The sequence below is a fragment of the Planctopirus sp. SH287 genome (assembly GCF_056500625.1).
The window spans coordinates 2,350,453-2,362,496 of record NZ_CM151403.1 but is presented as its reverse complement, the minus strand read 5'-3'; the positions used below and the strand labels follow the sequence as shown (position 1 = coordinate 2,362,496).

9 protein-coding genes are annotated in these 12,044 nt (G+C 55.5%); 7 read left to right on the top strand and 2 right to left on the bottom strand.

Annotation, left to right across the window (positions count from 1 at the left end):
- Positions 1 to 151 precede the first annotated feature (151 nt).
- The 5 genes from SH287x_RS08870 (at position 152) to SH287x_RS08850 (ending at position 9,265) form a co-directional block, all read left to right on the top strand.
- Complete coding sequence (locus tag SH287x_RS08870; protein WP_479518344.1) at positions 152 to 2,164, top strand: TolC family protein; 2,013 nt, start codon at positions 152 to 154, stop codon at positions 2,162 to 2,164.
- A 367-nt stretch (positions 2,165 to 2,531) separates the two neighbouring features.
- Positions 2,532 to 3,476: an efflux RND transporter periplasmic adaptor subunit gene (locus SH287x_RS08865; RefSeq protein WP_479518343.1), complete on the top strand. Its 945-nt coding sequence runs from the start codon at positions 2,532 to 2,534 to the stop codon at positions 3,474 to 3,476.
- Positions 3,473 to 5,683 carry a site-2 protease family protein gene (locus SH287x_RS08860; protein WP_479518341.1) on the top strand — a complete coding sequence of 737 codons (2,211 nt, stop codon included), beginning with the start codon at positions 3,473 to 3,475 and terminating at the stop codon, positions 5,681 to 5,683. The genes SH287x_RS08865 and SH287x_RS08860 overlap by 4 nt, the downstream gene beginning before the upstream one ends.
- 64 nt (positions 5,684 to 5,747) lie before the next feature.
- Positions 5,748 to 7,301, top strand: coding sequence for an efflux RND transporter periplasmic adaptor subunit (locus SH287x_RS08855; protein ID WP_479518340.1), 1,554 nt, complete (start codon positions 5,748 to 5,750; stop codon positions 7,299 to 7,301).
- Entirely contained in the window at positions 7,280 to 9,265 is a 1,986-nt protein-coding gene (locus SH287x_RS08850; RefSeq protein ID WP_479518339.1) for a preprotein translocase subunit SecA, read from the top strand. The genes SH287x_RS08855 and SH287x_RS08850 overlap by 22 nt, the downstream gene beginning before the upstream one ends.
- 33 nt (positions 9,266 to 9,298) lie before the next feature.
- Here the strand turns inward: SH287x_RS08850 and SH287x_RS08845 are convergent, their stop codons facing one another.
- Complete coding sequence (locus tag SH287x_RS08845; RefSeq protein WP_479518337.1) at positions 9,299 to 9,466, bottom strand: hypothetical protein; 168 nt, start codon at positions 9,464 to 9,466, stop codon at positions 9,299 to 9,301.
- A 234-nt stretch (positions 9,467 to 9,700) separates the two neighbouring features.
- Here SH287x_RS08845 and SH287x_RS08840 point away from each other — a divergent pair, with 234 nt between their 5' ends.
- Both SH287x_RS08840 and SH287x_RS08835 read left to right on the top strand, forming a co-directional pair.
- On the top strand, positions 9,701 to 9,934 hold the full coding sequence (locus tag SH287x_RS08840) for a hypothetical protein (RefSeq protein ID WP_479518336.1): 234 nt from the start codon (positions 9,701 to 9,703) through the stop codon (positions 9,932 to 9,934).
- Entirely contained in the window at positions 9,931 to 10,308 is a 378-nt protein-coding gene (locus SH287x_RS08835) for a type II toxin-antitoxin system VapC family toxin (RefSeq protein WP_479518335.1), read from the top strand. The genes SH287x_RS08840 and SH287x_RS08835 overlap by 4 nt, the downstream gene beginning before the upstream one ends.
- Positions 10,309 to 10,415: 107 nt before the next feature.
- Here SH287x_RS08835 and SH287x_RS08830 read toward each other — a convergent pair whose 3' ends face one another.
- Positions 10,416 to 11,777 (bottom strand): hypothetical protein, encoded by a 1,362-nt coding sequence (locus SH287x_RS08830; RefSeq protein WP_479518334.1) that lies wholly within the window; start codon positions 11,775 to 11,777, stop codon positions 10,416 to 10,418.
- Positions 11,778 to 12,044 lie beyond the last annotated feature (267 nt).

The following is a 12,044-nucleotide window of genomic DNA, read 5'->3' as shown; positions in this document are numbered from 1 at the left end:
GACGTGCGAACCTTATCTCTTTATAAGGTCATAGACCTCTCTGATTCTGCCGATTTTTCCACTCCCCAGTCTCGCTGCCCTCCTCAATCTCCTTCCTGCCTCGCTCTCCCAACCTATGCGACTTTTACGCAGTCACATCGAGCGATTTTCGATGCCGGCACTTTTGTGTCTGGTCTGCGGTGTCGTCACGGGCTGTCATGTGTTTCACGATGATCCGCGGCATGTCAATTTGATTGCCGAGCATTATCTCAATCTGGCCGAAGAAGCCGTCGCTGCCCCACCGGTGGTCGAGGTGAATACACCCATCGGTGCATTGGGCAAGGCTCGCACACTCGATGAGCTTCGTCCCCAGGATTTGCAGCCGATTGCGCTACATGATGTTCTGGCCATCGCCCTGCGATATAGCGACGTGATCCGTAACAACGCGCAGTTCCTGTCGCCAGGGAACCCGATTCTTACGGCTCCGCAGGCGGTGCCTTCGGTCTTTGATCCGGCGATTGCAGATGACAGCGTCAATAATGGCCTGCGAGGGACAGATGCCGCGAAATCCGACTTCGATCCACGATTTTCTACGAGCATGATCTGGTCGAAAGATGAACTGGTGCAGAACAACCTGTTCCTTTCCGGGGGGCTGGCTCCGGGAAATGTGCTGGTGGAGGATGGAGCCCAATACCGCTCGCGACTGGATCAATCCCTATTGACGGGCGGGAACATCGCGCTGGTGCAGGAATGGAACTATGCATCGAACAATCAGCCCAATCGGTTGTTTACCTCGGCTTATGCGGGGAGCGTGGGAGCGGAGTTTCGTCAGCCGTTGTTAGCGGGGGCGGGACGGGATTTTACGTCGGTGGCGGGGCCGCTCGATCGAGGGAACAAAGGACCATACACCGTGGATCAGGGACTGGTGATTGCCCGAATTAACCGCAAGATTAACGAACTGGATTTTGAGCGAGAAGTTCAGCAGTTCGTGCTGGATGTGAATCAGGCGTACTGGGATCTGGATCTGGCTCATCGCGAATATGCGGCAGTGCGTGAGGTTGAGCGCAGCCTGGGTGACACGACCATTGAAGTGCAGTCGAAGTTCACTGCCGGGCTGGCGGGCAGTGCGGATGAAGCGCAGGCCGAAGATGCTCAGTTTGCAGCCCAGGCGCGGACTCAGGAGACGCTTTCGAGTCTACTGGTCGCGGAAATGCGACTCCGGCGTATGATGGGGTTACCTGCACAGCACGACAAAGTTCTCCATCCGGTGGATCTCGGGCCACGTCCTGAAGGAGGTTGGAATGCCTTGGGCTCTTATACGACGGCACTCAGTGAACGCGTCGAATTGAAGCAGCAGAAGCGGCAAATCGAGAGCTTGTGCCATCAACTGGGGGCTGCCCAGAGTTTGACAAAACCCAGACTGGATGCCATCGCAGGATATCGGCTCAATGGTTTTGGTGATCAATTGATCGCGAATGGTCACGATGACGGGATCACCACGGATGGCTTCGGCAGTGCTTATGGCACGCTGCTGCGTGGAGATCAAACGAGTTGGAACATGGGGTTTGAATACACCGTGCCTCTCTGGTTGAGGGCAGAGAAAGCGCAAGTTCGGCAGTATGAATTGAGACTGGCCAAGGCGCGGGCCGTACTGGTGAATCAGGAGTTGGAGATCAACCACGAGATCGCTGCGACGGTTCAGGAACTTGAACGCTGGAGTACGGTTTTCCAGACAAATCTTAAACGAGAAGCAGCGGCTCGACGACGGTTGGCAGCGACCAGTGCCGAGTTTGAAGCTGGCCGATTGACGGTGGATCTGTTGCTGCGGTCGGAGATCAGCCTGGCGGATGCCAAGATCGCTACGCAACGTAGCCGGGCAGAATATTCTAAAGCCTTTGTTTCACTCCGCTATCGCGAGGGAGTGTTGCTGGAGGCGTGCGGGGTTGTGCTGCGAGATCCTTATCGGGATTTGCCGTGTCCCAGTTTGGGCCAGGTGTTGGCCCCTCCGGTTGCCAGTCAGCCGCAAGCTGTGGCTGAGCCTGTGCCACCGTTGGAAGAGTTGCCACCATTGGCAATTCCGCCCTCCCCTGAACGAAATAGTGCTGCAGCTTTGCCAAAGGGGAACTGGCAGGGACGATGGGAGTTACTGCATGAAGACGCCCCCCGGCTCCTAAAAAGTGATTGATTCTGATGGCAATCAAGAGTTCACTTGTGGTGCCATGATCGGTACTTGCCAATCAGTCGGTGGCATGTTCAAGCTGGAAAGGCAGGCGGGGGCCTGCCCTACTGATTGCAATCAAGAGTTCACTATGTTTCTCCAGTTGAATGTTCAGAAATGAGATCTCATTCTATTGCCATGTCACGGCCTTGTTTTCGGGTTGATGTTGCCGCCACGTCCACCGTTGTCGGACTTAATAATAGACGAGACCCGAATTTTGTACTTTGACAATGCACGATATCAGCAGGTTAGTTCCCCTCTTGTTTTCAGACGAATTTGCCATGAGGAGGCCCGTATTATTTCTGCTGCATTGTTTCTACTGCGGCTGTGGGGGATGTTCGCACTTTTGTTGGGAGTGTGTTCCAGTAGTTCGGCACAGGTTCCAGGCTCCCAAGCTTCGCAGTCCCTGGGATTATCGATCGATCACTGTCGCATCCGATTAGTGGAGCAAGTGGTGATCGCCAGTGATCGCTCAGGGCTTTTGGTCGCACTTCCCATGAGAGAAGGAGAGCGGGTGGAAGCTCAGGCCATTGTGGCCCGGATGGCGGATGCTCTTCCCGCGGCTCAATTACGATTGGCTCAGGCCAAGGCATCGAGTGATGTGGTTATTCGTCAGCATCGTGTCGAACTCGAAATGGCCCAGACGGAGCTACATAAGAGCGAGGAGGCGAATGCCAAGGCCAAAGCATCTTCCCGGACAGTGATCGCTGTTCCTGAACTGGAACTGGTCAAACTCCGGCTGACGATTCGGAAGGCGGAGTTGGAGATTGAACGGGCGACACATGAACTGGACGTTGCCCGTCAAGAATGTGCTCTGGCACAAGCGGAAGTCGATGCGTTGCGACTGAAGGCTCCGTTTGCGGGAATCATCAATCGCTGTTACCGATCCGTGGGGGAAGTGGTTAAGCCGGGTGATCCTGTGGTGGAAATCGTGAATCCTGACAAGTTACGAATCGAAGGTCGAATTCCCTGGGCCATGCTGCCATTGGTCAAGGTCGGGCAGAGTGTACGGGTCTCTCCACAGCAGGAATTGTCGGCTTCAAAACTGAAACCGATGAAAGCGGGACATCAGAGTTTGCCAGGGAATCTCTCCGCAGTGGATGCTCAGGAGGCTCTTTCCATGATGGGAGTGATTGGGTTTATTGATGCGACATCTGATCCGGTGACGCATGAAACGCGATTCTGGGTGGAGATGCCAGCGGGAAGTTCGTGGCTGCGACCGGGATTGCAGGCTCGGGTCACACCTGTCGAGAACCCTGTGACGGTCGTTTCCCCATGAATGGACTGCGGGCTGCGGCACGACCGATTCCGGCCCTTTGCCGCCGGGATCTCCGATTTCATGAGGTGAATTACGGTGACGCTGTGTACCAAGTGGTCGAAGATCCGGTGAACCTGCAATATACGCGGTTGCGGGAAGATCAGTTTCGACTGCTCTCGGCGATGGATGGCAGGCATAGTCTTCAAGAATTATTGAACGAGATGAAGAGCTCGTTTCCTCAGCAAATCTGGACATTACCGGGATTGCAACAGGCGATTGCCGACTTTCATCGCAAAGGGCTGCTGGTCGTGGATCGTCCGGGGCAGAGTTTGGTGTTGCGAAAACGGCAATTGGAGGAACGGTGGAAAAAGCTGCTCGCGGCGCTGATGCAACCTCTTTCGATCAAATTTCCGGGGATTGGCACCAGTCCCTGGCTGGAGATTGTCTACGCTTTGACGGCGTGGCTATTGCACCCGGTGGTGTTGGCCGGGGTGGCCGCCGTCTGCGTTTGGGCATGGACGCTGCTGCTTTTGAATCTCCGGGATTTCGAGGCAGGGTTGCCCGCATTCCAGCAATTCTTCGGCTGGCGGAACCTTTCGGCGATGTGGCTGACGTTGGCGTGTGCCAAGATTATTCATGAACTGGGGCATGCGGTGGTGTGTCGGCATTTCGGGGCGAAGTGCCATGAAGTGGGGCTGATGTTGCTGCTGCTCAGCCCCTGTTTGTATTGCGACGTCACCGATTCGTGGAGGCTCAAGAGTAAATGGCAACGAATCGCGATCGCGGCGGCGGGGATGGGTGTTGAGTTCGTCCTGTCGTCGTTCGCCATTCTGGTCTGGTACTACACAGCGGGAGGTTGGTGGCACAATCTGGCACTGAACCTGTTTTTTGTGACAGCCGTCACGACGGTTGTGTTTAATGCGAATCCTCTGATGAAGCTGGACGGTTATTACATTCTGTCCGACTGGCTGGAGATTCCGAATCTGCGAGCACGAGCCGACAAGCGGTTGGGTGAACTCTGTGAGACGCTGTTTTTCGGGCGAAAATTGCCCCGGGCAGCGTTGGAGGCGGAACCCCCACGGTGGTGGTTTTCGCTTTATGCCATTGCCTGCCAGGTGTATCTGGTGATGGTGATGGCAGGGAGTCTGTGGTTTGTCAGTCTCATTTTGCGGCCGCAACAACTGGACAGCATTGGCGTGGTGCTGGCTTTCCTGATGATGGGATTGATGGGGGGACGAACCTTTTATAAGACGGGGAAATCCGTGTGGTCGAAGGATAAGAAGCCGGTAAAACGCGGTCGATGGCTGCTGGTCATGGGGAGTCTGGTGGGGCTGATGCTTTTCCTGCTGACAATTCCGGTTCCGGGATGGGGGCATGCGGCCTGTGTTGTCGAGTCGTATGAATTGCGAGAAATCCGCACGTATGTTCCCGGCCGGATTGTAAGAACAGTGATCCAACCAGGACAGTTCATCACCGCTGGCGATGTTCTGGTTGAGTTGGAAAATCCGGAGATCGAGCAAAAGGGGCTCTTGCTCCGCACGCAGCGAGAGACGGAGCAAGTGCGGGCGGCGGCGGCGGCAGCGCGGGACGATGCGGCGCTTCGCACTTTATCAGAAGCGGCGCTCTTAGGGTTGGAGGAACAATTGCAGGAACAGATGCTCGCTGAATCTCGCTTGATGGTTCTGGCTCCCGTGAGCGGAGTGCTGGTCGAATCTCCCCCCATCGAAGGAGAGCCGCAGACATTACGTCGCCGGCAATTGGAGACGTGGTCGGGATCACCACTGACTCCAGAAAACCATGGTGCTTTTCTGGAAGTGGGAACACTGGTGGGCGTGTTGGCTCCGGCCAGCGAGCAGATCGCGATCGCTTACCTTGACCAGACTCAGCGTGCGGAGTGTGAAGTCGGTAAACGTCTGATGATTCGCTTCACGGCTCATCCCCGGGAATTGATTGAGGCGACGGTGGAATCTTTATCAGCGGAAGAAGTGAATGCCGTTCCCGCAGCCCTTTCGGCGAAGGTGGGAGGGCCGTTGGCCACAACGGTTTCAACGAGAGGTGAAGAGCAGGTGGAGCAGGTCTTGTATCGAGCCCGATTGCGATTACCCGCTTCCACCATTCCCGTACGGGATGGTATGCAGGGGGATGTGATCCTTCCGCTGCAGCAGCGGCCCTTGTGGAGTTGGGGGCTAAGATGGTTGGCCCGCACCTTCCGGTTTGAATGGATTTAAGAGGCTTTGTTTCCCTTTGAGAGATCGTTGGTGATGTTGAGATATCTGAGGAAATGGAGTTGAAATGACAGTCTGGTCTCAGACGCCAACACCTGTCACCCCTGAGCCATCGACGGTGGGAGGGCTTGATCCGGAATGGCGGGCCTTCGTGGTCTCGTTGCAGAGCAGTCTGCGGTTACCGGTGCTGGCGTCGGTGATTGTTCATGAAGGGCGGAGGCTGCTGGATGTTGATCGACTGACGCTGCTGTGGGGGCCAGTTAACCAGCAGCGAATCAAAGCCGTCAGCGGGCCCTCAGGTCTTCATGCTTATAGTCCGGCTTTGGGGCGGCTTCAGCGACTGGTGCGACAGACGGTGGCCCGCGGTGAGCCACTGATCTATGAGGCAGGAACTACTGAGGTTCCCGTGGAATGGGAAGATGATCTCGCGGCGTATGTGGAAGTTTCGCAAGCTCAGTACCTGGCGATTGTGCCCCTCACAACGGCAATGCTTGCTCACGAGAGTTTCGAAGTGAGAGAGGATGACCCCGAGGCTTCAAAGCGGTCGTCTCGTCCCCGGTTATTGGGGACGGTGGTACTGGAACGCTGGTCGGCACCCGTAGCTTCAGAGGCCTTGTTGGCGAGAGGAGACGATTTTCTGGCACTGGTTGCGGGCCAGTTGCGGCAGGCTTTGCGGATCTCGTGGATCCCGTTCAAGGAATTCTTCGCCTACTTGGGAGAGTTTTTATTCTGGTTGCGTGGATCGAAGCTGATTCTGGTGGCTTTCATCCTGTTGATGCTGATGTCGGTGGGCGCGGCGCTGGCTCTTGTGCCTTATCCTTACCGCATTGATGCGCGAGGACGGATTCTCCCCACGCATCGGCAGCAGGTGTTTGCTCCCTGGGATGGTCAGATCGAAGAACTTCATATTCGGAGTGGCCAGCAGGTCTCTGAGGGAGATGTTTTGCTGGTGGTACGGAACGATGAACTGATGGCGGAGGCAGCTACGGTTCAAAGCCGGTGGCTGGAATTGCAGAAGCAGATTGTAGCTTTGATCTCACAGGTGGAGGCCGGTGAACGAGAGGCCCGGTTTGAAGAGGCGCTCCGGCTGCAAGGAGAATTGGCTGTTGCGAGACGTGAACTGGTCGGGATCGAAAAGCAGCGGGAATTGCTTCAAATTCGACAAGAGCGACTGGTGATTCGCGCGCCCCTTTCAGGAAAGATCACGACATTTCAACTCACAGAGCTTCTGACGGGACGTCCTGTTCGCCGAGGGGATGCGCTCCTGGAAATTGCTGATGAAGCCAGTCCCTGGAGGCTGGAATTGGATGTGCAGGAACATCGCGCTGGCCGGCTGTTGGTGGCGTTTGAGAAATCTGGAGCGCGACCGGTGATGTATCGCGTGTTGACTCAGCCAGAAGCTACATGGTCGGCGACGCTCAATGAGGTTGGTTCACGAACTGTGATGCGGCAGGAGCAGGGGCAGGTGATCGAAGTCCATGCTCCGATCGATTCCAATGCTCATCCGGCGTTGGCTATTGGAGCGGACGTACGAGCTCGGATTGACTGTGGCCCCACGGTCTTGGGTGACGCGTTATTTGGGGATGTCGTCGAGTTCGTATGGCGCTGGTTGTGGTGGTGATGATGCCCAATCCCTTCTTCCCAGAGTTACAACAGCTTTTTTTTGTGCCTCGACAGCTTGTCTTGTGGCAAGTGAACCGGATTCTGACGCGATCACGGGAACTGTCGACTTGGCCGAATGAACGGCTGGAGGCTCATGCACAGACATTACGGACTCGGATGGCAGGGGAGCGGTGGCAAAGGCATGGGTTTTCCTGGGGATTTCGTCAACGGCTGGAGATTTCGCAGGTCACTGTTAACGAACTTTTTGCTTTGGTGCGGGTGATTGGCGAGCGGGAATTGGGTCTGGCCCATCATCCCGTGCAATTGCGTGGGGGACTGGTGATGGCCCGCGGCGGGTTAGCCGAAATGCAGACGGGAGAAGGGAAAACGTTGACCGCGACATTGGCGGCGAGCCTGCATGGCTTGGGCGGACAGGGCTGTCATGTCATTACGGTTAATGATTATCTGACTCAGCGGGATGCCGAGAAGATGGGGCCGATCTATCGTCGATTGGGGCTGTCGGTCGGAGTGATCGTGGCTGAAAGTTCGCCGGATGAACGTCGGCGGGCCTATCGATGCGACATCACGTATGTCACGGGGCGGGAAGTTGGCTTCGACTTTCTGCGGGATCGATTGATGTGGGGTGCCGCCGCACAGCGATCCCGCCGTGTTTTTGAAAGTCAGGCGAATGCTGGCCCGGTGCAGCGTCCACTCTATTTCGCGCTAGTGGATGAAGCGGACAGCGTGTTGATCGATGATGCCGGAACACCGCTGATTATTGCGTTACCAGAAGAGGCAAGCGAGAAGCAGCAAGAACTGCTTGCCTGGAGTCGTGAGACGGCGCTTTCACTTCAGTCAGGAGTCGACTTTATCTGGAAACAGGAGCAGCGGGATGCCCATTTGACAGAGACAGGCTGTCGGCGGATCCTGCTGCGGGCCTGGCCAGCGGGTATTCGTGGATCGACGCAAGAGGAAGTTTATCATGCCGTCGAGCAGGGACTGCGGGCTGAGCGTTTTTTTCTCAGGGATCGGGATTACCTGATCAATCATCAAGGAGAAGTGGCGATCATTGATGAAGGGACAGGGCGACTGTTGGAGGGCCGCCGGTGGCAGGGTGGGTTGCATCAGGCGATTGAATGGAAGGAGCGGGTTGAGCTTTCGGCCGAGATGGGAGAGGGCGCTCGTGTGACAGTTCAGGGGTATTTTCGACGGTATCGGGTGTTGGCGGGAATGACGGGGACGGCCAGTAGTGCTGTACGGGAGTTTTCCAGATTCTACCGGTTGCCGGTGGCCGTGATCCCGACACATCAGACTTGTCGCCGTGAAATCTGGCGGCCCCGCGTCTTTGTGAATCGTGCTGAACGTTTGGTGGTATTAGCTCAGATCATTCGTGATTTGGTGGTGAAAGGCCGATCCGTGCTGATTGGAACACCTTCGGTGGAAGCATCACAACGATTGGCTGAGGGACTGCGGAGAGAGGGGATTGAAGTGACGCTGCTCAATGCGACCCGGCATGCTGATGAAGCGAGGATTGTCGCGGAAGCGGGTCAACCGGGGCGGGTGACGATTGCGACGAACATGGCGGGCCGGGGAACCGACATCCATCTGGCTGAGAGTGTCCGGAAAGCGGGTGGCCTGCATGTGATCGCAACGGAGATGCATTCGTCAGAGCGGATCGATCGCCAACTGTTTGGTCGAGCAGCGCGTCAGGGAGATCCCGGCTCGTGCCAATTCCTGCTTTCGCTGGAGGATGAGATTTTGCATCACTTACCGCCTGCCAAGCGCACGAGATTGTTGAGGAACGCCGAGAGAATGAAAACGGGGGAACTGGCAGCCAGTTGGTTCCATGTGTTTCGACGGATTCAGCAATCATTAGAAACGAAAGCGGCGAAGTCACGAGATCAACTGGCACGAGGCGAGGGACAGAGGCAAAAGACAGCCCGCATGCTGGGGCTGGATGTCTGCCTGGAGTTCATTGATTGATCAATGCCGAGATGACGTTTGAGTCAAGCACGATCATTGGTCAAAACTCATTGGATGGAAAGGCTGCCGTGGAAGTTCGGGAAGGGGATCCTTCAATCCGTGTTTCGCGAAACGCTTGGCCAGTCGCGTTCCCAGCCCTTCTTCGGGTTCTTTCCAGTGGAGAACAGCATTCCGCAAAATGTCGCGAATAGTCTCTTCCATGCTCTGTCCCTGGCTGTGAGCCAGTCCCGCAGCTTGTCGCGGACATCGTCTTCCAGATTGCGAACCACAAATTGAGCCATTTCAGCACCTCCAGATATCACGCTTTCGTGGAATGCGCTCTGGTGTACTGAAGGAGCGATCGAATAGAATCAGTGATTATGGTGTGAGGCTAAATTCAAGAATGGCGATGAATTAGCAATCACATTGTCAGGATTAATCTCAGGGAGACCTCTGATGATCATCCGTGGGCACATTCGCAATGGGCTCGTGATACCCGATGAGCCTGTCGTCCTGCCGGAAGGGGCAGAGGTTCGTCTGGAGGTCGTCGGCGAGTTTTTGTCAGACCAAGAGAATACCTCCGTCAAACGCCGTGAAGGAGCATGGTGGAGGGGCCAAGTTACGATCGCAGACGACTTTGATGAATTGCCTGACGACCTGGTCGATGCATTTGGTCTGCGCCATCCATGAACCTCCTGCTCGATACGCATACCGTTCTCTGGTGGATGGATGATGCCTTGCTGTTATCGGAAAATGCGCGAGATGCTATTTCCGAACCGGCAAATGATGTGTTTGTGAGTGCAGTGGTCGCCTGGGAGATTGCTATCAAGCGTGGACTTGGTAAGCTTTCCGCCCCCTCTGACCTGAAGGCGGCGATCCAGGCTTCTGGTTTCCGGCAAGTTTCCATCACTCTGGCTCACGCGCTCGCCACGGAATCTCTTCCGTTTCATCACAGGGATCCCTTTGACCGCATGCTGGTCGCTCAGGCTCTGTGCGAAGAGTTTGTCATTGTCACCCGAGATCCCTACATCCCGCTCTATGGCGTCAAGGTCATTACCGCTTAACGCAGAAGAGGTTTGGTCTTGAGTCTCAGTTCCGGAAACAATTCAGGAATGGCAGGCGGGGGCCTGCCCTACATGGCTACCCCTATCCCTGTCCCATTTGCTGCAGATTATGAATTGGGTTTGTTGTTACCCAGGTTGAGGGTGAAAGTGCCGAAGCGTTCGCGGTCGATGCCGGCGTCTTCCCAGCCGTAACGATAGTTGCCGATATGCCACAAGCGGATGGATGTGTCGGCGAAGATTTTATAGCCCACAGTTCTGGCCCGGTGACAGAACGCGAAGTCTTCCGCGAGATACCATTGACCATCATCGATCTCGCGCACATAAGGCTCAAACCAGGGGATCGTGGGGCGATTGAAACGTTCATTGCAGATGGCTAATGGAAAGTCGTCGAGAATGCGAAGATAGGCTTCACGGCGTACCAGTAGGAAGCCGGTGGCGGCGTAAAGTATCTCGGTCAATCCCCCCGCGTTTCCAAAGGTGATTGATTTGGAACCTGGCATCACATGAATGGCCAGAGCTCGGCGCCCTTTCTGGGGATAAACACCACAGACGATGGGAAGTCGATGGCTGCGGAGTTTTTCAACATCGTTGGCCTTGAACCCGACATCGGAATCGATCCAGAGGGTTTCATCGAATCCATCCGCCAGCGCATCGGTTGCCATCTGGTTACGCCCTTGATCGATGGCGGCATAGCCTCCCACACGACGGACGGTATAGCCTCGCCGCTCGAGTTCTTTAAGGCCCTCTTCGCACTCGGTATGGATCAGCCCTGAGTGGGGCACCAGTACCACACAACGACGGGGATCCGCTTCTGGCAATAAAGGATTTTGACGAGGCAACGGGACGGCAGTGGGAATTGTTTTTTTGGCGAGCGAAGTGGGTTCCCTCCCCATGAAATTATCGATACGGGACTGGCAGGATTCGGTTTTCAGTTCCTGCCGATCGATGATCAGCACTCGATCGGAAAATTGCTCGGCGACTACCGACATCAGTCGTTGTGATTCAAGGATGGCTGATGTGGCAGCTCGAAAGAGCTGGGGCTCTTCGACCTGAGGGAACGTATGGGAAAGGATGGGATCACGGGTTTCTTCCGGAGTGAGTGACCGGGAGAAATGGTTGATGCGGTGACCTCCTCGCGTGGTGCCTGCTTGTGTGATCAGTTCCGCGGCGACATCTTCCGCACGTCCTTTAACCCAGATCATTTTGAGTTCGGGCGTACTGGTGAGCATCTCCATGGCATAGGGAGCGTAGAACCAGGCAATGTCTCCGAAGGCCGTGGTCGATCGTTCACGATTCCAGCGGGCGAGACGATTTTGCCAAAGTTCTAGGCGACTTCGCCGTGGATTCCAACTGAGAGTGGGTTTCTGGGCGGTCGTGACGGAGAATTCTGGTGAACCTCCCAGTAGGGATTCGAGCGTCAGGGATTCAACTCCTGGCCAAGCCACGCCCACTACGACTGTCCGTTGCATATTGAAGTTCTTTAATCCAGTAGTGAAAGAAGAGGCGAGATTTATTCGGTGCCCTCAGTTCTCAACATGCTCCTAGTGGTAGACCACTCTGTCCTGACAGGTTGTTGAATTTGTCCGCAGGCTTGTTGGCCTGCTCATCACTCTTTGCTTAACCTGTCAAATCAGAAGGGAAGCTCCCCTAATGCATCATCAGCATGTTGAGAATATCGGATTTAACGGCATGAATGTTCATGTGTAATGTCTTACGAGTCTTCTTGTCGAGAGATG

Excerpts from the sequence above, each read along its gene's own strand:
- SH287x_RS08860 (WP_479518341.1), top strand. The coding sequence starts at position 3,473 with ATGAATGGACTGCGGGCTGCGGCACGACCGATTCCGGCCCTTTGCCGC.
- SH287x_RS08830 (WP_479518334.1), bottom strand. The coding sequence starts at position 11,777 with ATGCAACGGACAGTCGTAGTGGGCGTGGCTTGGCCAGGAGTTGAATCC.
- SH287x_RS08835 (WP_479518335.1), top strand. The coding sequence starts at position 9,931 with ATGAACCTCCTGCTCGATACGCATACCGTTCTCTGGTGGATGGATGAT.
- SH287x_RS08855 (WP_479518340.1), top strand. The coding sequence starts at position 5,748 with ATGACAGTCTGGTCTCAGACGCCAACACCTGTCACCCCTGAGCCATCG.
- SH287x_RS08865 (WP_479518343.1), top strand. The coding sequence starts at position 2,532 with ATGTTCGCACTTTTGTTGGGAGTGTGTTCCAGTAGTTCGGCACAGGTT.
- SH287x_RS08850 (WP_479518339.1), top strand. The coding sequence starts at position 7,280 with ATGGCGCTGGTTGTGGTGGTGATGATGCCCAATCCCTTCTTCCCAGAG.
- SH287x_RS08870 (WP_479518344.1), top strand. The coding sequence starts at position 152 with ATGCCGGCACTTTTGTGTCTGGTCTGCGGTGTCGTCACGGGCTGTCAT.
- SH287x_RS08845 (WP_479518337.1), bottom strand. The coding sequence starts at position 9,466 with ATGGAAGAGACTATTCGCGACATTTTGCGGAATGCTGTTCTCCACTGG.
- SH287x_RS08840 (WP_479518336.1), top strand. The coding sequence starts at position 9,701 with ATGATCATCCGTGGGCACATTCGCAATGGGCTCGTGATACCCGATGAG.